Source organism: Microbacterium thalassium (assembly GCF_014208045.1).
Classification (GTDB): domain Bacteria; phylum Actinomycetota; class Actinomycetes; order Actinomycetales; family Microbacteriaceae; genus Microbacterium; species Microbacterium thalassium.
In genome coordinates, this window is the sequence record NZ_JACHML010000001.1 from 2346447 (window position 1) to 2369080 (window position 22634).

General features: G+C 70.4%; 20 protein-coding genes and 1 tRNA gene. 5 read left to right on the top strand and 16 right to left on the bottom strand.

Going from position 1 to position 22634, the window contains the following annotated elements:
• Positions 1-80: 80 nt before the first annotated feature.
• Together HD594_RS17855 and HD594_RS10795 are read left to right on the top strand one after the other, a co-directional pair.
• Complete coding sequence (locus HD594_RS17855; RefSeq protein WP_221446603.1) at positions 81-953, top strand: AlbA family DNA-binding domain-containing protein; 873 nt, start codon at positions 81-83, stop codon at positions 951-953.
• A 65-nt stretch (positions 954-1018) separates the two neighbouring features.
• On the top strand, positions 1019-1642 hold the full coding sequence (locus HD594_RS10795) for a phosphoribosyltransferase (protein ID WP_184750968.1): 624 nt from the start codon (positions 1019-1021) through the stop codon (positions 1640-1642).
• A 22-nt stretch (positions 1643-1664) separates the two neighbouring features.
• Here the strand turns inward: HD594_RS10795 and HD594_RS10800 are convergent, their stop codons facing one another.
• Together HD594_RS10800 and polA are read right to left on the bottom strand one after the other, a co-directional pair.
• A complete protein-coding gene (locus tag HD594_RS10800) occupies positions 1665-3338 on the bottom strand; it encodes a DUF885 domain-containing protein (RefSeq protein WP_184750969.1) in 1674 nt (557 codons plus the stop codon).
• Positions 3339-3385: 47 nt separating this feature from the next.
• On the bottom strand, positions 3386-6025 hold the full coding sequence (gene polA, locus HD594_RS10805) for a DNA polymerase I (RefSeq protein ID WP_184750970.1): 2640 nt from the start codon (positions 6023-6025) through the stop codon (positions 3386-3388).
• A gap of 56 nt (positions 6026-6081) precedes the next feature.
• Here polA and HD594_RS10810 point away from each other — a divergent pair, with 56 nt between their 5' ends.
• Positions 6082-6534 (top strand): hotdog fold thioesterase, encoded by a 453-nt coding sequence (locus tag HD594_RS10810; protein WP_184750971.1) that lies wholly within the window; start codon positions 6082-6084, stop codon positions 6532-6534.
• An 88-nt stretch (positions 6535-6622) separates the two neighbouring features.
• Positions 6623-7063, top strand: a complete 441-nt coding sequence (locus HD594_RS10815) for a hypothetical protein (RefSeq protein ID WP_184750972.1) — start codon at positions 6623-6625, stop codon at positions 7061-7063.
• 12 nt (positions 7064-7075) lie between these two features.
• Here HD594_RS10815 and HD594_RS10820 read toward each other — a convergent pair whose 3' ends face one another.
• Positions 7076-7696, bottom strand: a complete 621-nt coding sequence (locus tag HD594_RS10820) for an ANTAR domain-containing response regulator (protein ID WP_184750973.1) — start codon at positions 7694-7696, stop codon at positions 7076-7078.
• Between the two features lie 38 nt (positions 7697-7734).
• On the opposite strand from HD594_RS10820, the gene HD594_RS10825 reads away from it, so the two are divergent.
• Positions 7735-7817, top strand: a tRNA-Leu gene (locus tag HD594_RS10825).
• A 44-nt stretch (positions 7818-7861) separates the two neighbouring features.
• On the opposite strand, the gene HD594_RS10830 is transcribed toward HD594_RS10825, so the two are convergent.
• From HD594_RS10830 to hisG, 13 genes are all read right to left on the bottom strand, one after another.
• Positions 7862-8251, bottom strand: a complete 390-nt coding sequence (locus tag HD594_RS10830; RefSeq protein WP_184750974.1) for an SHOCT domain-containing protein — start codon at positions 8249-8251, stop codon at positions 7862-7864.
• 80 nt (positions 8252-8331) lie between these two features.
• Complete coding sequence (gene pyk, locus HD594_RS10835; protein ID WP_184750975.1) at positions 8332-9774, bottom strand: pyruvate kinase; 1443 nt, start codon at positions 9772-9774, stop codon at positions 8332-8334.
• Between the two features lie 48 nt (positions 9775-9822).
• On the bottom strand, positions 9823-11289 hold the full coding sequence (locus tag HD594_RS10840) for a glutamate synthase subunit beta (protein ID WP_184750976.1): 1467 nt from the start codon (positions 11287-11289) through the stop codon (positions 9823-9825).
• Complete coding sequence (gene gltB / locus HD594_RS10845) at positions 11282-15886, bottom strand: glutamate synthase large subunit (RefSeq protein ID WP_184750977.1); 4605 nt, start codon at positions 15884-15886, stop codon at positions 11282-11284. The genes HD594_RS10840 and gltB overlap by 8 nt, the downstream gene beginning before the upstream one ends.
• A gap of 76 nt (positions 15887-15962) precedes the next feature.
• A complete protein-coding gene (lgt, locus tag HD594_RS10850) occupies positions 15963-16946 on the bottom strand; it encodes a prolipoprotein diacylglyceryl transferase (RefSeq protein WP_184750978.1) in 984 nt (327 codons plus the stop codon).
• Positions 16947-16998: 52 nt separating this feature from the next.
• A complete protein-coding gene (gene trpA, locus HD594_RS10855) occupies positions 16999-17793 on the bottom strand; it encodes a tryptophan synthase subunit alpha (protein ID WP_184750979.1) in 795 nt (264 codons plus the stop codon).
• A complete protein-coding gene (gene trpB, locus HD594_RS10860; RefSeq protein ID WP_184750980.1) occupies positions 17790-18998 on the bottom strand; it encodes a tryptophan synthase subunit beta in 1209 nt (402 codons plus the stop codon). Before trpB ends, trpA begins: the two co-directional genes overlap by 4 nt.
• Positions 18995-19771: an indole-3-glycerol phosphate synthase TrpC gene (gene trpC, locus HD594_RS10865; protein ID WP_184750981.1), complete on the bottom strand. Its 777-nt coding sequence runs from the start codon at positions 19769-19771 to the stop codon at positions 18995-18997. Before trpC ends, trpB begins: the two co-directional genes overlap by 4 nt.
• A 2-nt stretch (positions 19772-19773) precedes the next feature.
• Positions 19774-20004, bottom strand: a complete 231-nt coding sequence (locus HD594_RS10870) for a DUF6704 family protein (RefSeq protein WP_184750982.1) — start codon at positions 20002-20004, stop codon at positions 19774-19776.
• 42 nt (positions 20005-20046) lie between these two features.
• The gene (locus tag HD594_RS10875; protein WP_184750983.1) at positions 20047-20646 is read right to left on the bottom strand and encodes a Trp biosynthesis-associated membrane protein; all 600 of its coding nucleotides are present in this window, start codon (positions 20644-20646) and stop codon (positions 20047-20049) included.
• Positions 20643-20996 carry a phosphoribosyl-AMP cyclohydrolase gene (gene hisI, locus HD594_RS10880; RefSeq protein WP_184750984.1) on the bottom strand — a complete coding sequence of 118 codons (354 nt, stop codon included), beginning with the start codon at positions 20994-20996 and terminating at the stop codon, positions 20643-20645. Before hisI ends, HD594_RS10875 begins: the two co-directional genes overlap by 4 nt.
• The gene (gene hisF / locus HD594_RS10885; RefSeq protein ID WP_184750985.1) at positions 20993-21766 is read right to left on the bottom strand and encodes an imidazole glycerol phosphate synthase subunit HisF; all 774 of its coding nucleotides are present in this window, start codon (positions 21764-21766) and stop codon (positions 20993-20995) included. The genes hisI and hisF overlap by 4 nt, the downstream gene beginning before the upstream one ends.
• Positions 21766-22608, bottom strand: a complete 843-nt coding sequence (gene hisG, locus HD594_RS10890; RefSeq protein WP_184750986.1) for an ATP phosphoribosyltransferase — start codon at positions 22606-22608, stop codon at positions 21766-21768. The genes hisF and hisG overlap by 1 nt, the downstream gene beginning before the upstream one ends.
• Between the last annotated feature and the right edge of the window lie 26 nt (positions 22609-22634).

Consider the following 22634-nt stretch of genomic DNA (forward strand, 5'->3'; position numbering starts at 1 on the left):
CTCGCGCGACACCCGTCCGTCGGTGATCCCGATCGACGCCGACATCCGGCAAGGCCGCCGGAACGGGTTAGGGTCGGGTGGTGTCCGACAACGTCCTCGCCACCGCGCCGCCGTGGGCCGTCGCCGTGGTCATCCTCGGCGCGGTGCTCGTCGCCCTCGTCTTCTCGGGGATCGCACGTCTGCTTCTGCGCGGGCGCGCGCGTCTGCGCACGTCTACGGCCATCCTGCTCTCCCTCCTCGGGATCGTCGTGGGGCTCCTCGTCGCGCAGCTGATCGATCCCGAACCCCGCCTGGGAAGCCCGCTGGTACTGGTGACCACGCTCGGGATGGCGGTCCTGTCCATCGGCGTCTACGGCGCGGTCGCCGCCCACCTGCAGCGCCCCACCCGGGCGAGCATCGTCCAGCTGATGCGCGCCGGCGAGTCCGACCAGGTCGAGTTCAAGTCGACCGCGCGCATCAACCTGCACACGGGCAAGAAGGACGACCGCATGGAGCAGGTCATCGCCAAGACGGTCGCGGCGTTCCTGAACGCGGACGGCGGCGCACTGCTCATCGGCGTCGACGACTCCGGTGCCGCCCTCGGCCTGGACGCCGATCTCGCGACCCTGCGCACGCCCGACCTCGATCGCTACGAACTGTGGCTGCGAGATCTCATGACGACCTCGCTCGGCACCGCGGCGGCATCTCTCGTGCGCGTGGACTTCGCCGACGTGCCGGCGGACGAGGGACACCGCACCGTGTGCCGCGTGGAGATGTCCGCGTCACCGCGGCCGGTCTACCTGCGAGCGGGCAAGTCGGCCGACCCGGAGCTGTGGGTGCGCGCGGGCAACTCCACGCGCAAGCTCGCCGTCGACGAAGCTGCCGCGTACATCATCCACCGGTGGCCCCTCGGCGTGGGGTCCAACGTCGCCGCGCAGTTCCGGGCTGCAGTGCGATTCTCCGAGGACCGCTGACAGGCGCACCGCCCGCTTGCGGCACACCCCTCGTGGGCGTGGCGCCCGCGGCGTAGCGTGGCGATATGGCGCTGTTCGCCGATCGAGGGGCGGCCGGGGACGACCTCGCCTCGGCTCTGGAGGCCTGGCGCGGTTCGGATGCCGTCGTCTTCGGCATCCCCCGCGGCGGGGTGGTGGTGGCGGCTCGCGTCGCCCGGGCACTCGAGCTGCCGCTCGACGTCGCCGTCGTGCGCAAGATCGGCACGCCGGCGCACGAGGAGTACGCGGTCGGCGCGATCGCCGAAGGCGTGCGGGTCCTGGACGAGAGCGCGGCCGGCGGCGTCAGCGACGAAGACCTTGAGGCCGTGGAAGAGACCGAACGGCGGGAACTCGCCCGCCGAACGAGGGTATTCCCTCGCCGCGTGACCGATCTCTCGGGCCGCGCGGCGCTCGTCGTCGACGACGGCGTCGCCACCGGCGCCACCGCGACGGCGGCCTGCCTCGCCCTGCGCGCCGAGGGCGCGGCGCGGATCGTGCTGGCGTCTCCGGTCGCCCCGGCCTCCTGGCATCCGTCCGCCGACGCCGTGGACGAGTACGTGTGCCTGCACCCGGCAGCGGACTTCTGGGCCGTCGGGCAGTACTACGACGACTTCACCCAGACGAGCGACGAGGAGGTCATCGGACTGCTGTCCGACGACCTCCCCGCGTGATCACGTCTCGCGCCGCGGCTGCTCAGCCGACCAGCGCGGTGCGCAGCGTGTCGAGGCCGACGCTGCCGATGTTCAGCGCCCGCTTGTGGAACGCCTTGATCGAGAAGTCGTCGCCCTCGCGCTCGGCGACCTCGTCGCGCAGCTGCTCCCAGATGCGCTGCCCCACCTTGTAGCTGGGGGCCTGGCCCGGCCAGCCGAGGTAGCGGTTCACCTCGAACCGGACGAAGGCGTCGGGCATGTTGACGTTGGCGCGCATGAACTCCAGCGCGTAGTCGGCATCCCACGTCCCCTGTCCGTCGGGGCGCGGCTTGCCCAGGTGCACACCGATGTCGAGGACCACGCGCGCGGCGCGCATGCGCTGACCGTCGAGCATCCCCAGGCGATCGGCCGGGTCGTCGAGGTAGCCGAGCTGCTCCATGAGGCGCTCGGCGTACAGGGCCCACCCCTCGGCGTGCCCGCTGGTGCCGGCCAGCAGTCGACGCCACGAGTTCAGCTCGGCACGGTTGTAGACCTGCTGGGCGATCTGCAGGTGATGCCCGGGGACGCCCTCGTGGTAGACGGTGGTCAGCTCGCGCCACGTGTCGAACTCGGTGACCCCCTCGGGCACCGACCACCACATGCGCCCGGGGCGCGAGAAGTCGTCGGTGGGACCGGTGTAGTAGATCCCGCCCTCCTGCGTCGGCGCGATCATGCACTCGAGCGCGCGGATGGGCTCGGGGATGTCGAAGTGGGTGCGGCCGAGCTCCTCGATCGCACGATCCGAGGTCTCCTGCATCCACTTCTGGAGGGCGTCGGTGCCGTGCAGCTTGTGCGAGGCGTCGGCCTCGAGGAACGCGACGGCCTCTTCGACGGTGGCGCCGGGCTTGATCTCGTTCGCGATCGACTCCTGCTCGGCGACCATGCGCGCGAGTTCCTCGACACCCCACTCGTACGTCTCGTCGAGGTCGACGGCGGCGCCGAGGAAGCGGCGCGAGTGAAGCGCGTAGAGGTCGCGGCCGACGGCGTCCTCCTCGCTCGCGGCCGGAGCGAGCTCGGTGCGCAGGATGTCGGCGAGCCGGTCGTATGCGACGCGCACCGCGTTGGCGTTGTCGGCGAGGTCGCGGGCGAGGGCGGCCGGCAGCTGGCCCTCCTTCGGCGCGGCGTTGCCGGCGAATTCGGCGAAGAAGCCGGACGGCGCCGTGTAGCGCTCGATCTGGGCGACGACCTCGAGGACCTGGCGGCGTGCGGGGACGACATCCCCGGCGATCCCCGCGCGCAGCGTCTCGACGTAGCCGTCGAGGGCGGCCGGAAGCGCGCGCAGGCGCTTCGAGACGACCTCCCAGTCGTCGGCGGTGTCGGTCGGCATCAGGTCGAACACGCCGCGCAGGTTCTGTGCGGGGCTCGCGATGACGTTCACATCGCGAAGATCCCACTGCGCGTGGTGCAGCTCGAGCGAGAGCTCGAGGTCGCGCACGAGGTCGGTCTTGGTCACCTCGTCGATCGCGTCGACGGGCGTCGCCTCGCGCACGGCGCCGAGCGTGCGGCGGATCTCCTCCGCGACGCGCTCGTGTCCGGCCGGCGAGAGGTCCTCGAGGCGCTCGTTGTGCTCGGAGCGACCGATGTAGGTGGCGGTCGAGGGCGACAGATCGGCGACGGTGTCGACCCAGGCCTCGGCGATCGCGTCGATCTGCGACGGAGTACGGGAAGGGTTGGTCATCCTTCGAGCCTAGCCGCCGCGGGACGCGGTCCCGTCACCGGCCGGACTCAGTGCGCGGCCTCGTCCCAGTCCTCGCCGCGGCCGATCTGCACATCCAGTGGCACCGTCAGTTCGGCGGCATCGCCCATGCGATCGCGCACGATCCGCTCGGCCGCGTCCCACTCCCCCGGCGCGACCTCGACCACGAGCTCGTCGTGGATCTGCAGCAGGACGCGGGAGCGCATGTCGGCGTCGAGGAACTCGCGGTGGATCCGGAACAGCGCGATCTTCATGATGTCGGCGGCGCTGCCCTGGATGGGGGCGTTGAGCGCCGCGCGCTCGGCGTTCTCGCGCAGCACGCGGTTGGGGCTGCCGAGGTCGGGGAACGGCCGGCGTCGGCCGAAGATCGTCTCGGTGTAGCCGTCGATGCGCGCCTGCTCGACCGACGAGCGCAGATAGTCGCGCACGGCGCCGAAGCGCGCGAAGTACTCCAGCATGAGCTGCTTGGCCTCGGACTGCTCGATGCGCAGCTGCTTGGACAGTCCGAACGCCGACAGGCCGTAGACCAGGCCGTACGACATCGCCTTGACCTTGGTGCGCATCGCCGGTGTGACGTCCTCGGGCTCCACGCCGAACACGCGTGCGCCGACGAAACGGTGCAGATCCTCGCCGGAGTTGAACGCCTCGATGAGGCCCGGATCCTCGGACAGATGCGCCATGATCCGCATCTCGATCTGCGAGTAGTCCGCCGTCAGCAGGGTCTCGTATCCCTCGCCCACCTCGAACGCGGCGCGGATGCGGCGGCTCTCGACCGTGCGCACGGGGATGTTCTGAAGATTCGGGTCGGTGCTGCTCAGGCGGCCGGTCTGGCTGCCGGTCTGCACGTAGGTGGTGTGGATGCGTGCGTCGGCGGCGATCGAGCCGTCGAGCGACTCGATGATCTGGCGCAGCTTGGTCGCTTCGCGGTGCTGGAGCAGCAGGTCCAGGAACGGGTGCGGGCTCTTCTCCTGCAGATCGGCGAGCACGGCGGCGTCCGTGGAGTAGCCGGTCTTGGTCTTGCGGGTCTTCGGCAGCCCGAGATCCTCGAAGAGCACCTCCTGCAGCTGCTTCGGCGAGCCGAGGTTGACCTCGCGGCCGATCGTGGCGAAAGCCTCCTGGGCGATGCCGTCGGCCCGCCGGCCGAGCTCGCCCGAGAACTCCGAGAGCTTGTCGTGCGAGACCGCGACGCCCGCCAGCTCCATGTCGGCGAGGGCCTGGAGCGTGGGCAGCTCGATGTCGGTGAGGACGGATGCCACCGCGGCCGGCATCTCGGCGCGCAGTGCGTCGGCGACGCGCAGCGCGAACCACGCCAGCTGGCCCGGCGTGGCGCCTTCGGTCTCGGGCACGAGCTGGGTGGGGTCCGCCTCGGGGAGCTTCTCGTCCAGGTACCGCTCCACCAGGTCGGCGAGGGTCTTGTCGGGGAAGCTCGGCCGCACGAGCCATCCCGCGATGATCGGATCGAACGCCAGAGCGTCGAAGCGGATGCCGGCACGGCGCAGCGCCTTCACCTGAGGCTTCGCATCGCTCATGACCTTCGCCGCGGCCGAGGCCAGCCAGGGCCCGATGGCGGCGGCGAGCTCGTCGCTCCAGGTCGCCTCGGCCGCGGCGTCCGCCGTCGCGACGCCGATGCGCACGGGCAGACCGCCCTCGGTCACGACGGTGACGCCGACCTCGCCGGTCGCCCCCTCGACGAAGGCCAGCAGACCGGCGGCGTCGGGTTCGGCCGGCGCGGGCATCGACGCCGCGGGAGCCTGCTGGACCGGCGCCATCGCCTCGTCGACGCCGGCCGCCTCGAACACGCGCGGCAGCAGCGTGCGGAACTCCAGCCGGGCGAAGATGTCGCGCACGGCCTGGGCGTCGAGGGGGCGGACCGCCAGCTCGTCCACCGTCACCGGGAGCTCGACGTCGCGCAGCAGGCTGTTGAGCGCCCGGTTGCGGCGGACGTCGTCGAGGTGCTCGCGCAGGTTGCCGCCCACGACGCCCTTGATCTCGCCGGAGCGCTCGAGCAGTTCGTCGAGCGTGCCGAACTGGGTCAGCCACTTCACGGCGGTCTTCTCCCCCACCTTGGGCACGCCCGGGAGGTTGTCGCTGGTCTCGCCGACGAGGGCCGCGATGTCGGGGTACTGGGCGGGCGGCAGACCGTACTTCTCGACCACGGCAGCCGGGTCGTAGCGCTTGAGCTGCGACACGCCCTGCACGTTCGGGTAGAGGAGCGTGATGTCGTCGTTCACGAGCTGGATCGTGTCGCGGTCGCCCGAGCACACCAGGACCTCGTACCCGCGCTCGGCGCCCTGCGTGGCGAGCGTGGCGAGGATGTCGTCGGCCTCGATGTCCTCCTTCTGCAGGACCGTGATGCCCATCGCGTCCAGACAGTCCTGCAGGAGCGGGATCTGCCCCTTGAACTCCGCGGGCGTCTCGGAGCGGTTCGCCTTGTACTCGGCGTACTCGCGCGTGCGGAACGACTGACGGGACGTGTCGAAGGCGACCGCCATGTGCGTCGGGCGCTCGGCCTTGATGAGGTTGACCAGCATCGCCAGGAACCCGTAGATGCCGTTGGTGTGCTGGCCGTCCTTGGTCGAGAAGTTGTCGATCGGAAGGGCGTAGAACGCCCGATACGCCAGCGAGTGGCCGTCGACGACCAGGAGGGTAGGCTTTGCGGAGTCCGTCACCCCGACAGCCTAGTCCGGGCCCCGGACGCCCCGTCCGCCCCTCCCCGAAGGTGACCATGACCGAGCACGCCCCCGCGAACGTCAACGGACTCGAGTGGGCCGCCCGGCGCGGGCTCGGCGCGCTCGCGGACAAGATGGGCATGCGGTTCACGGAGTTCACCGTCGACCGTGCGGTCGCCACGATGCCGGTCGAGGGCAACACGCAGCCGGTCGGGCTCATGCACGGCGGCGCATACGTCGTGCTGGGCGAGTCGCTCGGTTCGATGTCGGCGAACCTGTACGCGGGTCCCGGGCGCCTCGCGGTCGGCGTCGACATCAACGCCACGCACACGCGGTCGGCGACGTCCGGCCTCGTGACGGCGGTGTGCACGCCGGTCCACCTCGGACGGTCGCTGACGGTGCACGAGATCGTCGTCACCGACGATCAGGGACGCCGCTGCTCCACCATCCGCATCACGAACATGATCAAGGACGTCGAGAGCGCGACGTCCCCGGCACCCACGGCGTAGACGGCGTCGCCGACGGGCGCGGTCCGACCGCGCTCCGCGGAGGACCTTCGGCCTTGCGCGACCGCCGGCGGCGAGGTCGAATCCAGGCATGGGGTCGAGCGAGGTCGTCTACGCGGTGAGCGCTCTGGCGTTCCAGACCGTTCTCGTCGTCCACTTCGCCGTGCGCCTGATCAGCCTCGACATCGCCGTCCGCCTCGGGTGGATCGTGTACGCCCTGTCGATCCCGGCCGCCGGCGTCGGTATCGCGCTGCTCGTCGCGGGAGCCGACTGGTCGTTCGCACTCGCCGGGCTCCTCTTCCTGGTCTGGGCGACATTCGGATTCGTCGTGGAGTACGTCCTGCGCATCTCCTGGCGGTCGCCGATCAGGTGGGGTGTGTTCGTCCCCTACGTCGTGCTGTATCTGGCGACGGCGATGTTCTACTGGTGGCCGCTCGCGTCCATCAGCCGCGCGCTGTGGTTCACGGCCGGCGGCCTGTTCGTGGTCGCGACCGCGCTCAACGTCGCATCCCACCGACGCGTGCGCCGCTGAGCGGGCGCCGCGTCAGGCCTTCTTGGGCGCCAGCTGCTCGATGATCGCCTTCGCGACGTCCTGCATGGTGAGGCGACGGTCCATCGACGCCTTCTGGATCCAGCGGAACGCCTCGGGCTCGCTCAGGCCCATCTTCTCGTTGAGCAGACCCTTCGCGCGGTCCACGAGCTTGCGGGTCTCGAAGCGCTCGACCATGTCGGCGACCTCGGCCTCGAGCGTGATGATCTGCTCGTAGCGGGCCAGCGCGATCTCGATCGCCGGCAGCAGGTCGTTCGGGGTGAACGGCTTCACGACGTACGCGAGGGCGCCGGCCTCGCTCGCGCGCTCGACGAGCTCCTTCTGGCTGAAGGCGGTGAGGAGCACGACGGGGGCGATGTGGCTCTTGCTGAGCTTCTCGGCCGCCGAGATGCCGTCCAGCTGCGGCATCTTGACGTCCATGATCACGAGGTCGGGACGCAGCTCGGTCGCGAGCGCGACCGCGGTCTCTCCATCGCCGGCCTCGCCGACCACGTCGAAGCCGTTGTCACGCAGGATCTCGACGATGTCGAGGCGGATCAGCGACTCGTCCTCCGCCACGACGACGCGACGGGGGGTCGAACTGGCTGCGGGGGCGTTCTGCTCTTGCTCGGTCACCTTTGAATCCTACGGTATGGTCATTCGCGGACGTGCCCGCCGGTGTGGCGGAATGGCAGACGCGACCGACTCAAAATCGGTTGCCCGAAAGGGCGTGTGGGTTCGACCCCCACCACCGGCACGTGAGCGGGCGGTCGTGACAGCACGACCGCCCGCATCCACTGCTCACGCTCCGAAGTACTGGTTGCCCAGCGCCTTGCTCTTGAGCGCGTCGAACTCCCCCTGGCTGATGGCGCCGGAGTCGAGCAGCGCCTTGGCGCGCGCGATGTCCTCGGACGGACTCGCCGAGGCCGCGGGCCGGTAGTCGTCCTCCTCGGGCACGGCGGCGCGACGGCCCTGTGTGCGGGCGGCCATGCCCCTGCCCCGCGCGATGATGTACACCAGTCCGGTCAGGAACGGCACGAACACGAGGAAGACGATCCACACCGCCTTCAACCAGCCGTTGAGCTCCTCGTCGCGGAACAGGTCCATGATGACGAGCACCACGATGTAGATGTACGCCATGAAGTAGAAGCTCCACAGCAGGATCCAGAAGAAATCCCCCAGCAGACCCATCGGCATCCTCCTCGATACAAGCGACGACGGTCGCTCTCACGATAGTGGAGCGACCGTCGTCGTCGGAGTATCGCCGTGGGCTACTCGCGGTACACCGGAGCCTTTCCGTGCACGGCGTCGCCGACACGGTGGATGCGGATGTCGTTGGTCGAGCCGATGATGCCGGGAGGCGAGCCGGAGATCACCACGACCTTGTCGCCGACCGTGGCGAGATCGTTCGACAGCAGGTAGTCGTCCACCTGGATGAACATGCGGTCGGTGTGGGACACCGGCTGCACGAGGGTCGAGCGCACGCCCCACGTGATCGCCATGCGGCGGCGGATCGCGGGGTCGGTCGCGAAGCCGATCGTCGGGATGCCGGGGCGCAGGCGCGACATGCGCCGCGCGGTGTCGCCGGACTCCGTGAAGATGCACAGGTACTTGGCGTCGACGAACTCGGCCACCTCCATCGCGGCGAGCGTGATGGCGCCGCCCTGCGTGCGGGGCTTGTTCTGGAGCTTCGCGATGCGCTCGAGCCCGTGCTCCTCGGTGGCCTCGATGATGCGGGCCATGGTCTCGACGACGATCGTCGGATACTCGCCGACGCTCGTCTCGCCCGAGAGCATGACGGCATCCGCACCGTCGAGCACGGCGTTGGCGACGTCGCTCGTCTCGGCGCGCGTGGGAACCGGGCTGTGGATCATCGACTCGAGCATCTGGGTCGCCACGATGACGGGCTTCGCCATGCGGCGGCACAGCTCGACGGCGCGCTTCTGCACGATCGGCACGGCCTCGAGCGGCAGCTCGACGCCCAGGTCGCCGCGGGCGACCATGATGCCGTCGAACGCGTCGATGATCTCCTCGAGGTTGTCCACCGCCTGCGGCTTCTCGATCTTGGCGATGACGGGGATGCGGTACCCCTCCTCGGCCATGATCGTGTGCACGCGCTGGACGTCCTTGGCGTTGCGCACGAACGACAGCGCGATGAAGTCCGCGCGGGCTTTGAGAGCCCATCGCAGGTCGGCTTCGTCCTTCTCGCTGAGCGCGGGGACGTTGACGGCGACGCCGGGCAGGTTGATGCCCTTGTTGTCCGAGACCGGGCCGCCGACGACGACCTTCGTGGTGACGACGGTGCCGTCGGTCTCGACGACCTCGACGCGGACCTTGCCGTCGTCGATCAGGAGCATGTCGCCGGCCTCGACGTCCTGGGGCAGCCCCTTGAACGTCGTTCCGCAGATCTCCTTGGTGCCGGCGATGTCCTCGATCGTGATCTTGAAGATGTCGCCCTCGGCGAGGTCGTGGGGGCCGGCGGCGAACTTGCCGAGGCGGATCTTGGGCCCCTGCAGGTCGACGAGCGCCGCGACCGAGCGCCCGGCGTCGTCGGCCGCCTTGCGCACATTGGCGAAGTTGTTCTCGTGGACCGAGTAGTCCCCGTGGCTCAGGTTGAATCGAGCGACGTCGACTCCGGCGTCGATGATGGCTCGCACCATCTCGTACGACGAAGTCGCAGGTCCCAGCGTGGCGACGATCTTGGCGCGTCTCATTCCGTGCTTTCTGTGTGAGTCCCAGGTGGCCTGGAGGCCGTCGCCAGCCTACGCGTGCGCCAGACCGATCGCGACATCCGTGGGGTGAACGGGAGCGGGCAGCTCGGTCTCGCCCATGAGGTACTCGTCGATGCGCGCGGCGGCCGCGCGGCCCTCGGCGATCGCCCAGACGATGAGCGACTGCCCGCGTCCGGCGTCGCCGGCGGCGAAGACGCCCGGCGTGACGGTCTGGTAGTCGTCCTCGCGCTGGACGTTGCCACGGCCCGTGAACTGCGTGCCGAGCTGCTCGCTCAGGTGGGCCTGCTCCGGACCGGTGAAGCCCATCGCGATGAGCACGAGGTCCGCGGGGATCTCGCGCTCGGTTCCGCTCTTGGGGACGCGGCGGCCGTCGACGAACTCGGTCTCGGCCACGCGCAGCGCCCGCACCTCGCCCGCGTCGTTGCCGAGGAACTCGACCGTCGAGGCGAGGTACGCCCGCTCGCCGCCCTCTTCGTGTGCCGACTGGACCTCGAAGACGCGCGGCGACATGGGCCACGGCTCGTGCTCGGGACGATCCTCGGGCGGCCGCTTGCCGATCGCGAGGTTGGTGACGCTGAGCGCCCCGTGACGGTGCGCCGTGCCGATGCAGTCCGCACCGGTGTCGCCGCCGCCGATGACGATGACGTGCTTGCCCTCGGCGGTGATCTGGTTGGGCACCGCGTCGCCGCCCGTGGCGCGGTTGGACTCCACGAGGTACTCCATGGCGAAGTGGACGCCGGCGAGGTCCCGGCCCGGCAGCGGCAGCTCGCGGGGAACCGTGGCGCCGGTCGCGATCAGGACCGCGTCGTAGCGGGTGCGCAGGTCGTCCCACGTGATGTCGCGACCGATCTCGACGCCGGCGCGGAACCGTGTGCCCTCGTCGCGCATCTGCCGCAGCCGCGTCTCGAGATGACGCTTCTCCATCTTGAAGTCGGGGATGCCGTAGCGCAGCAGCCCGCCGATGCGGTCGTCGCGCTCGAAGACCGCGACGGTGTGGCCCGCGCGGGTGAGCTGCTGGGCGGCGGCGAGGCCGGCGGGGCCGGAGCCCACCACGGCGACGGTCTTGCCCGTCAGGCGCCCCGGAGGCTCGGGCTCGACCCAGCCGTTGGCGAACGCCTCGTCGATCGTCGAGACCTCGATCTGCTTGATCGTCACGGCGGGCTGGTTGATGCCGAGCACGCACGCGCTCTCGCACGGCGCGGGGCAGAGCCGCCCGGTGAACTCGGGGAAGTTGTTCGTGGCGTGCAGGCGCTCGATCGCCGCGCGGCCCTCGCCGCGCCACGTCAGGTCGTTCCACTCCGGGATCAGGTTGCCCAGCGGGCAGCCCTGGTGGCAGAACGGGATGCCGCAGTCCATGCAGCGCCCGGCCTGGCGCCGCAGGACCCCCGCGTCGCCGTGCTCGTACACCTCTTTCCAGTCCATGATGCGGACGGGAACCGGTCGCCGCGCGGGGAGCTCCCGCTCGGTGACCTTCAGAAAGCCCTTCGGGTCAGCCACCCGTCACCTCCAGGATCCGGCCCCAGACGACCTCGCCGTCGGGGTCCAGCCCCTCGGCGACCGCGGCCTGGCGCGTCTGCAGCACGGCCGCGTAGTCGCGCGGGAGCACCCGCACGAACCGGCCGATCACGTTGTCGAAGTCGTCCAGCATGGACTGCGCGAGCTCGGAGCCGGTCTCGGCCACGTGACGCTCGAGCAGATCGTGCAGGATCTCGGCGTCGCCCGAGCCGAGGGGCGAGAGTTCGAGCTCGCGCCCGGCCAGCGCCTCGCGGTTGACCAGCTCGGGGTCCAGGTCGTGCACGTAGGCCGTGCCGCCGGACATGCCGGCGCCGAGGTTGCGGCCGGTCGCGCCGAGGATCACGGCGAGACCGCCGGTCATGTACTCCAGCGCGTGGTCGCCCACGCCCTCGACGACCGCCGTGGCGCCGGAGTTGCGCACGAAGAACCGCTCCCCCACGACACCGCGCAGGAACATCGTCCCCTGCGTCGCGCCGTAGCCGATGACGTTTCCGGCGATCACGTTCTTGGACGCGTCGAAGGTCGCACCGCGCGGCGGGCGCACCACGATCTGTCCGCCCGAGAGCCCCTTGCCGACGTAGTCGTTCGAGTCGCCCTCCAGGCGCAGCGTGATGCCGGCCGGCAGGAAGGCGCCGAAGGACTGTCCGGCCGAGCCTGTCAGGGTGATCTCGATCGAACCGGACGGCAGGCCGTTCTCGCCATGCGCGCGCGTGACGTGGTGGCCGAGCATCGTCCCCACCGCGCGCGCGGTGTTGCGGATGGGCAGATCCAGCTCGAGGTGACCGCCGTGCGCGACGACGTCCTGCGCGTGCTCCAGGAGCGACACGTCGAAGTGCTGCTCGAGCTCGTGGTCCTGCTCGCGCGTGTTGCGTCGCGCCTCGTCGTCCGCGAACACGGGTCCGTTCAGCACAGGCGCGAGGTCGAGGCCGTTCGCCTTCCAGTGGTGGATCGCGCCGTCGACGTCGAGGAGCTCGGCGTGGCCGATCACCTCGTCGAGCGAGCGGAAGCCGAGTTCGGCGAGGTACTCGCGCACCTCCTGCGCGATGAACTCCATGAAGTTCACGACGAACTCGGGCTTGCCGGTGAAGCGCGAGCGCAGCACGGGGTTCTGCGTCGCCACGCCGACCGGACACGTGTCGAGGTGGCACACGCGCATCATGATGCATCCGGACACCACGAGCGGAGCGGTCGCGAAGCCGAACTCCTCGGCGCCGAGCAGCGCGCCGATGATGACGTCGCGGCCGGACTTCATCTGCCCGTCGACCTGCACCACGACGCGGTCGCGGAGACCGTTGAGCATGAGCGTCTGCTGCGTCTCGGCCAGACCCAGCTCCCACGGGGTGCCGGCGTGCTTGAGCGAGTTCAGCGGGCTCGCGCCGGTGCCGCCGTCGTGGCCCGACACGAGGATGACGTCGGCGAGCGCCTTCGCGGTCCCCGCGGCGACCGCGCCGATGCCCGACTGGCTCACGAGCTTGACGTGCACGCGCGCCGTCGGGTTCGCCCGCTTCAGGTCGAAGATGAGCTGCTTGAGGTCCTCGATCGAGTAGATGTCGTGGTGCGGCGGCGGCGAGATGAGGCCGACGCCCGCGGTCGCATGACGCGTGCGAGCGACCCACGGGTACACCTTCGTCGGGGGCAGCTGACCGCCCTCGCCGGGCTTGGCGCCCTGGGCGAGCTTGATCTGGATGTCGTCGGCCTGCGTCAGGTACATGCTCGTGACGCCGAAGCGACCCGATGCGACCTGCTTGATGGCGCTGCGGCGCTCGGGGTCGAGCAGCCGGTCGACGTCCTCGCCGCCCTCGCCGGTGTTGGACTTGCCGCCGATGCGGTTCATCGCGATGGCGAGGGTCTCGTGCGCCTCGCGCGAGATCGAGCCGTAGCTCATGGCACCCGTCGAGAACCGCTTGACGATCGCCGAGACGGGCTCCACCTCGTCGATCGGCACCGGTGTGCGGCCCTCGGTCTTCAGGCGGAACAGCCCGCGCAGGGTCTTCAGCTCGCTCGCCTGGTCGTCGATCATCTTCGTGTACTCGCGGAAGATGTCGTACCGGCGGGTGCGCGTGGAGTGCTGCAGGCGGAAGACCGTCTCGGGATTGAACAGGTGCGGAGAGCCGTCGCGGCGCCACTGGTACTCGCCGCCCGTCCACAGGCGCTCGTGCGCGCGCACGGCGGCGTCCTCGGGGTACGCGTAGCGGTGACGTTCGGCGTTCTCCGCCGCGATGACGCTGAGTCCCACGCCGCCGAGCTTGGACTCGGTGCCCGTGAAGTAGGCGTCGATGAACTCCTGCGACAGGCCGACGGCCTCGAAGACCTGGGCGCCGGCGTAGGACGACACCGTCGAGATGCCCATCTTGGACATGATCTTCAGAACGCCCTTGCCGAGCGCCTTGATGAGGTTCGCGACCGCCTTCTCGGGAGTGACCCCCGTGATGAAGCCGGCGCGCACGAGGTACTCCACCGTCTCCATGGCCAGGTACGGGTTGACGGCCGACGCGCCGAAGCCGATGAGGGTCGCGACGTGGTGCACTTCGCGCACGTCGCCCGCTTCGACGACGAGACCGACCTTCATGCGGGTCTGGTTGCGGATGAGGTGGTGGTGCACGGCGGCGAGCATGAGCAGCGACGGGATCGGCGCGAGGTCCTTGTTGGAGTCGCGGTCGCTGAGCACGAGGAACTCGGCGCCGTCCTCGATCGCCTGGTCCGCCTCGGCGCACATCTGCGCGAGACGCTTCTGCATGCCCTTGTGGCCGGCCTCGACGCGGTACAGACCGCGGATCGTGACCGAGCTGCGCCCGGGCAGGGCCGTGTCGATGTGCTGGATCTTCGCCAGTTCGTCGTTGTCGATCACGGGGAAGTCGAGCGTGACGGTCCGGGTGTGGCCGGGGCCCCACGCGAGGAGGTTGCGCTCGGGTCCGAGCCCGAGCGACAGCGAGGTCACGACCTCTTCGCGGATGGAGTCCAGCGGCGGGTTCGTCACCTGCGCGAACTGCTGCGTGAAGTAGTCGAACAGCAGGCGCGGACGGTCGCTGAGCACGGCGACGGGTGTGTCGCTGCCCATCGCGCCGAGCGGCTCGGCGCCGTTCTGGCCCATCGGCGTGAGGAGGATCTTGACCTCTTCCTCGGTGTAGCCGAACGTGCGCTGGCGGCGCGTGATCGAGGCGATCGGATGCACGATGTGCTCGCGCTCGGGGAGGTCCGCGAGCTTGACGCGTCCCGCATCCAGCCATTCCTGCCACGGGTGCATCGTCGCGAGGTCGCGCTTGATCTCGTCGTCCTCGATGACGCGGCCCTGGGCGGTGTCGACGAGGAACATGCGGCCGGGACGCAGGCGCCCGCGGCGCTTGATGCGCTCGGGCTCGATGTCGAGCACGCCGGTCTCGCTGCCGATGACGATGAGACCGTCCGTGGTCTCGGTCCAGCGACCGGGACGCAGGCCGTTGCGGTCGAGGGTCGAGCCCACGAGCGTGCCGTCGGTGAAGATGAGCGCGGCCGGGCCGTCCCACGGCTCCATCTGGCCGGAGTGGTACTCGTAGAACGCTCGCAGGTCCGGGTCGATCGTCGCCTGCTTCTCGTAGGCCTCGGGGACCATCATCATGATGGCGTGCGGGAGGCTCCGTCCCGTCAGCGTGAGCAGCTCCAGCACCTCGTCGAACGAGGCTGAGTCGCTCGCGCCCTCGGTGCAGATCGGCAGCATCGGGGCGATGTCGCCGATCAGCTCGGACTCGAGCTGAGACTGGCGCGCGCGCATCCAGTTGCGGTTGCCGTTGACGGTGTTGATCTCGCCGTTGTGCGCGAGCATGCGCAGCGGCTGGGCCAGCGGCCACGACGGGAAGGTGTTCGTCGAGTAGCGCGAGTGGACGACGGCGAGCTCCGAGGCGAAGCGCTCGTCCTGGAGGTCGGGGTAGAACGGCTCGAGCTGCAGCGTCGTGACCATGCCCTTGTAGCCGATGGTGCGCGACGAGAGCGTGACGAAGTAGGCGCCGAGCTCGGTGCGCGAGCGCTTGCGGAGGCGATAGGTGCGGCGGTCCAGCGCGATGCCCGACAGCGCCGGGGCGTCGCCGACGGCGGGCCGGGACACGAAGAGCTGCTCGAACGCGGGGCGCGCGTCGAACGCCAGCTTGCCGAGGTTCTCGCCCTCGGTGGGGACCTCGCGCCAGCCGAGCACGACGAGGTTCTCGCTCTCGGCGATCCGCTCGATGCCCGCCTTCTGCGCGGCGCGCGCCTCGTCGTCGCGCGGCAGGAAGATCAGACCGGCCGCGTACTCCCCCATCGGCGGCAGGTCGAAGTCCACGACCGCGCGGAAGAAGTCGTCGGGCATCTGCGTGAGGATGCCCGCTCCGTCGCCCGTGCCCGCATCCGACCCGATCGCGCCCCGGTGCTCGAGGTTGCGCAGCGCGGTCAGCGCCAGGTCGATGATGTCGTGACCGGCGCGTCCGCGCAGCGTCGCCACCATGGCGAGGCCGCACGCGTCCTTCTCGAAGTCGGGGTTGTACATCCCCTGCTTCTCGGGGAACGAGTCCAGCCGGTGCTGCGGGGTGGTCGCCTCGGCAGAGGCACTGCGACGGGGGCTCGAAGCCATACCTACCGTCCTCACGTTGATGCTCAAGATGGGACGCCGTCGGCCCAGGGGGGTGATGCTTGTGGAGCGTGCGTAACTACTTCGTGGCGACAGTGCTTGTGGCGTTCGCCGGCACTTCCTCGATCGCCGGCGGTTCGCTGACGTCGACGAAGTCGTCGGTGTCCTGAGATTGTACAGGTCCGTCAGGATGCCATTCGCGGCCCGGCACATACGGCGAGGCCTCGAGACCGGGGTGCCGGCGGCGCTGCACGATGAGGATCGCGAATCCGATGAGGACGCCGAAGATCGCGGCCCAGACGTTGGTGCGCAGGCCCAGGATGATCTCGCTCGGATCGATGCGGATGGACTCCCACACGATGCGGCCGGCGCTGTACCAGATGAGGTAGAGGGCGAAGAGCTTCCCCCACTGGAGCTTGAGGGCGCGACCGGCCCACAGCAGGACGAGGACGCCGAGCGTGTTCCAGACGACCTCGTAGAGGAACGTCGGGTGGAACAGGGTCCCCTCCGCGAGTCCCGGGGGGAACGCAGGGTTGCTGCTGTCGATCTCGAGCCCCCACGGCAGATCGGTGGGCAGCCCGAACAGCTCCTGGTTGAACCAGTTGCCGAAGCGGCCGATGGCCTGCGCGAGCAGGAGTCCGGGCGCGAGCGCATCGGCGAAGGACCAGAAGCGGATGCCGGTCCAGCGGCATCCCAGCCACGCGCCGATCCCGCCGCCGATCAGGGCGCCGTAGATCGCGATGCCGCCTTCCCAGATGTACAGGGCCGACAGCGGGTTCGCCCCCTCGCCGAAGTAGAAGCTCCAGTGCGTGACGACGTGGTAGATGCGGGCGACCACGATCGCGAGCGGCACCGCGATGAGGGCGATGTCGATGACGACCCAGGGCTCGGCTCCGCGCTTCGTGAGGCGGTGGTTGGTCATCAGGACCGCGATGATGATCCCCGTGATGATGCACAGCGCATAGAAGTGGATGGTCAGCCCGAAGATCTGGAAGTTGCTGACGGGCGGGCTGGGGATGCTGGCGACGAGGGTGTTCGCGAAGCTGTGCGCGGCATGGATCATGTGCGATCGGGTCCTTGCTGGTGGGTGTGCCGGAAGTGCCGACGTGTGAAGTCTAAAGCGATCGGGGCTTCGTGCCACCGGCGATGGCCTGCGCGGTGGCGGCGAGGCCGTCGAGGCCGCCGTCGCGCAGCGCGCGCACGAGGGCCGTGCCGACGATGGCGCCGTCGGCGTATTCGAGGACGCCCGCGACCTGCTCGGCGTTGGAGATGCCGATCCCGACGCACGCGTGGGCGGCGCCGTGCTCGCGCAATCTCGCGACGAGCGTGCGAGCCGCGGCGTCGAGCTGAGCCCGCTCGCCCGTGATCCCCATCGTCGAGACGGTGTAGACGAAGCCCGTCGACTCGCGCACGATCATCTCGAGCCGGTCGTCGGTCGAGGTCGGAGCGGCCAGGAAGACGCGGTCGAGCCCGGTGCGCGTGCTCGCCGCGACCCACTCCCCCGCAGCATCCGGCGTGATGTCCGGCGTGATCAGGCCGGCGCCGCCGGCGGCGGCGAGGTCGTCGGCGAAGCGGTCGACGCCGTACTGGAGCACGGGGTTCCAGTACGTCATCACGAGGACCGGGACGTCGACGCGGCTGGTGATCTCGCGGACGGCGGTGAAGGTGTCGCGAAGCTTGAAGCCGGCGGCGAGGGCCGCCGTCGTCGCCTCCTGGATCACGGGCCCGTCCATCACCGGGTCGGAGTAGGGCGGGCCGAGCTCGAGGATGTCGGCGCCGTTCTCGGCGAGCGTGACGGCCGCCTCGATGCTGGTCTGCAGGTCGGGGTAGCCGATCGGCAGATAGCCGACGAACGCGCCGCGGCCCTCCGCGCGCGCGGCGTCGATGGCGGCGGACACGCGCGAGGTCATGCCTGGGCTCCTTCGTCGTACAGCCCGAAGTAGCGGGCGGCGGTGTCCATGTCCTTGTCGCCGCGGCCCGACAGCGACACGGCGAGAACCGCCTCCGGTCCGAGCTCGCGTCCGATGCGCAGGGCGCCGGCGAGGGCGTGGGCCGACTCGATCGCCGGGATGATCCCCTCGGTCCGCGAGAGCAGGCGCAGGGCCTGCATGGCCTCGTCGTCGGTGGCGGGGATGTAGGTCGCGCGCCCGATCGAGGCGAGCCACGCGTGCTCGGGGCCGACGCCCGGGTAGTCCAGCCCCGCCGAGATCGAGTGGGACTCGACCGTCTGACCGTCCTCGTCCTGCAGCACGAAGGTCTTGGCGCCGTGGAGGACGCCGGGGCGGCCGCGCTCGATGGACGCGGCATGCCGCGGCGTGTCCACGCCGTCGCCGGCGGCTTCGACGCCGTACAGCGCCACGCCGTCGTCGTCGAGGAAGGCGTCGAACATGCCGATCGCGTTCGAGCCGCCTCCCACGCACGCCAGCACGGCGTCGGGCAGGCGCCCGATCTCGGCGAGCAGCTGCTCGCGCGCCTCTTCGCCGATGATCTTCTGGAAGTCGCGCACCATCGCGGGGAACGGATGCGGCCCGGCCGCGGTTCCGAAGATGTAGTTCGTCGTCTCGACGCTGGCCACCCAGTCGCGGTACGCCTCGTTGATGGCGTCCTTGAGCGTGCGGGAGCCGGTGGTCACGGGCACGACCTCGGCGCCGAGCAGGCGCATGCGGGCGACGTTGAGCGCCTGGCGCTCGGTGTCGACCTCGCCCATGTAGATGGTGCACTCGAAGCCGAACAGCGCCGCCGCGGTCGCCGTGGCGACGCCGTGCTGACCGGCGCCGGTCTCGGCGATCACGCGCGTCTTGCCCAGACGCTGGGTCAGCAGCGCCTGGCCGATGACGTTGTTGATCTTGTGCGAGCCGGTGTGGTTCAGGTCCTCCCGCTTGAGGAAGACGCGTGCGCCGCCCGCGTGCTCGGCGAAGCGCGGCACCTCGGTCAGCGCCGACGGACGGCCGGCGTACGAGCCGAGCAGGCGCACGAACTCCGCCTGGAACTCCGGGTCGGCCTTGGCCGATTCGTACACCTCGGTCAGCTCGTCGATCGCCGCGATCAGCGATTCGGGCATGTACCGGCCGCCGAACTCGCCGAAGAACGGTCCGGTCACTTCGCGAAGACTCATGCGCCTGCCTCCAAGAACGCGTTCAGGGTGGCGACGGGATCGCCGGTGACAAGCGCCTCGCCGATGAGGACGACGTCGGCTCCCGCCGAACGGTAGTGGGCCACATCCGCGGGGGCGAGCACCGCCGACTCGGCGATCTTGACGGCATCCGCCGGGATGCGCTCCGCGAGACGGCCGAACAGGTCGCGGTCGAGCTCGAAGGTCGACAGGTTGCGCGCGTTCACGCCCACCAGCTTCGCCCCGACGTCGGCGGCGCGGTCGACCTCGTCCGCCGAGTGCGTCTCGACCAGCGGCGTCATGCCGAGCTCGAGCGTGAGCGCGTGCAGCCGGGCCAGCACGGGCTGGTCGAGGGCCGCGACGATCAGCAGCGCGAGGTCGGCACCCGAGGCGCGCGCCTCGAGCAGCTGGTACTCGGTGGCGATGAAGTCCTTGCGCAGCACCGGCAACGACACGCGGGCCTTCACGGCCTCGAGGTCGGCGAGGCTGCCCTTGAAGCGGCGCCCCTCGGTCAGCACCGAGATCGCCGAAGCGCCGCCCTGCTCGTACAGCGAGGCCTGAAGCGCCGGATCCGGGATCGCCGCGAGGTCGCCGCGCGAGGGGCTCGCGCGCTTGACCTCGGCGATGATCTTCACCCGGTCAGCCGGCGCCAGGGCACTCAGCGCGTCCCGCGCGGGAGTCTGAGCGGCCGCCGCGGCCTCGACGACCGAGAGAGGCCGCTCGAGAGCGCGAGCCTCGGCATCCTGTACCGCGCCGGCCGTGAGGTCGGCGAGCATGATCAGTGCGCTTTCGGCGCGTACTTCGGGCCGTTCACGCCGTACCCGGCCTTGGCCATCGCCCAGCCGACGACGGCTCCGACGAGCACGAACGCCGCCGAGACCCACACGAGCCAGGCCATCTCGAGGAAGAAGGCGACCGTGCCGACCGTGATGGCCAGCAGCATGATCACGACAGCGGTCCAGGCGGCGGGCGAGTGTCCGTGGCCGGGATCGCCGATGGGGTTGCTCATGGATCTCCTCCGGAAGTGCGTGGGCCTGGTCAGTCTAGCGGTTCACTCGGTCGGGTCCTCGCCCCGTGACAGCTCGTCCCACGAATCGATGGCGTCGTGCGGCCGGGATGCGGCGCCGCCCGCGGGAGCGGCGGGCGCCGCGTCGGTGCGGTAGCGGCGGTCGCCGATTCCCCACCGTCGCGCGGTCGCGAGGACGAACACGCCGGCCGCGGCCAGCACGACCCATGCCGCGAGGGCGACGGCGGGCCACGGCGTCGCGGTGATCGACACCACGAGGTCGGCGATCGCGGCCGCCCCGGTGATGCCGGTCGCCGCCGTGACCGCCGACGTGACGGCGTCGACGGGCTGGTCTGCGGCCACGCGCCACGTGAGCACCAGCAGCGTCGCGGCGATCGCGAGCGTGATCACCCCGAACGCGTATCGCAGCACGAGCCCGACGACGCTCAGCGCCGCCCCGAGCGCGAGGGCTGCCAGACTCAGCGGGGTCAGCACGGCGACGGCGTCCGCGCCCGAGACCGTGAGCGGCTCGGAGGCGCCGTCGGCGAGGACGACGTCGAGCCACACCTGCGTGGACGACATCACCCCGACCGCTCCCGCCGCGAGGATCGCCAGGACGCTCAGCAGGCGTGCGCGGCGGATCACGAGCCGACCGCGGGGGCCAGGTCGTCCGCGTCGAAGCACGTGCGCGTGCCGGTGTGGCAGGCGGGCCCCACCTGATCGACGGTGATGAGCACCGCGTCGCCGTCGCAGTCCAGGCGCGCGCCGCGCACCAGCTGGATGTTGCCGGAGGTGTCGCCCTTGCGCCAGTACTCCTGACGCGAGCGGGACCAGAACGTCACGCGCCCCTCGGTCAGCGTGCGGCGCAGCGCCTCAGCGTCCATCCACCCGAGCATCAGGACCTCCTGGGAGTCCCACTGCTGGATGATCGCCGCGACGAGGCCGTCGGCGTTGAAGGCCACCCGCGCGATGCGCTCGGAAACGGTGTCGGTCATACGTGCACCTCGCGAACGTCGATGCCGTCGGCGATCATCGCGGCCTTGACGTCGCCGACGGTGAGCTGACCGGAGTGGAAGACGGATGCGGCGAGCACGGCATCCGCTCCGGCCTCGATGGCGGGGCCGAAGTCCTCGGCCTTGCCGGCGCCGCCGGAGGCGATGACGGGCACGCTCGAGATCTCGCGCATGAGGGCCGTGAGCTCCAGGTCGAAGCCCTGCTTGGTGCCGTCGGCGTCGATGGAGTTGACCAGCAGCTCGCCGGCGCCGCGTTCGATCGCCTCGCGCGCCCAGGCGAGGGCGTCCAGCGTCGTCTCGGTGCGGCCGCCGTGCGTGGTCACGACGAATCCCGACTCGGTGGCGGGCGAGCGCTTGACGTCGAGAGAGAGCACGAGCACCTGGGCGCCGAAGCGGTCGGCGATCTCGTCGAGCAGGTCGGGGCGCTTGATCGCGGCCGAGTTGACGCCGATCTTGTCGGCGCCGACCGACAGCAGGCGCGCGACGTCCTCGACCGAGCGCACCCCTCCCCCGACGGTGAGCGGGATGAAGACCTCTTCGGCGGTGCGCTGGACGACCTCGTACGTCGTCGCCCGGTCGTCGACCGTGGCGGTGACGTCCAGGAACGTCAGCTCGTCGGCGCCCTGGCGGAAGTACTCGCGGGCGAGCTCGACCGGGTCGCCCATGTCGCGCAGGTTCTCGAAGTTCACGCCCTTCACCACGCGCCCGGCGGCGACGTCCAGGCACGGGATGACGCGGCAGACGAGGCTCATCACAGCCTCGCGTTGTGGATCGCGGTGACCAGGATCGCGCGTGCGCCGAGGGCGTACAGCTCGTCCATGACCTTGTTGACCGTCGTGCGCGCCACCATGACCCGCACGGCGACCCACGAGGGGTCGCGCAGCGGCGAGATCGTCGGCGACTCGACGCCGCCGGCGATGGCCACGGCCTGATCGACGAGGTCGGCGGGCAGGTCGTAGTCGACCATGACGTAGCGGCGCGCGACCATGACGCCGCGCAGGCGCCGCAGCAGCGTCTGGGTGCCGGCGGCGTCCTCGGGGCCGGCGATCAGGACGGCTTCGGACTGGAGCAGCGGCGGGCCGAACACCTCGAGCCCCGCCTGGCGGAGGGTCGTGCCCGTCTCGACGACATCGGCCACGGCGTCGGCCACCCCGAGCCGCACGGCCGATTCGACCGCGCCGTCCAGCGGCACGAGGTCGACCGCGACGCCGTGCTCGTCGAGGAACGAGTCGACGAGTCCGGGATACGACGTGGCGATCCGCACACCGTCGAGGTCGGCCAGCTCGGCGAAGGTCCCGGGAGGGGCGGCGAAGCGGAACGTGGAGCGCCCGAAGCCGAGCGCCTCGATCTCGCGGGCTCCCGGCATCCGCGCGTCCTTGAGCAGGTCGCGGCCGGTGATCCCGACGTCGAGGGCGCCCGAGCCGACGTATGTGGCGATGTCCTTCGGGCGCAGGTAGAAGAATTCGACGTCGTTGGCGGCGTCGACGATGTGGAGGTCCTTGGAGTCGCGGCGGCCGGTGTATCCGGCCTCGCGCAGCATGTCAGAGGCGGTCTCGCTGAGCGAGCCCTTGTTCGGCACGGCGATGCGCAGCATGGGATGTCTTTCTGAGGGTCGCGGGA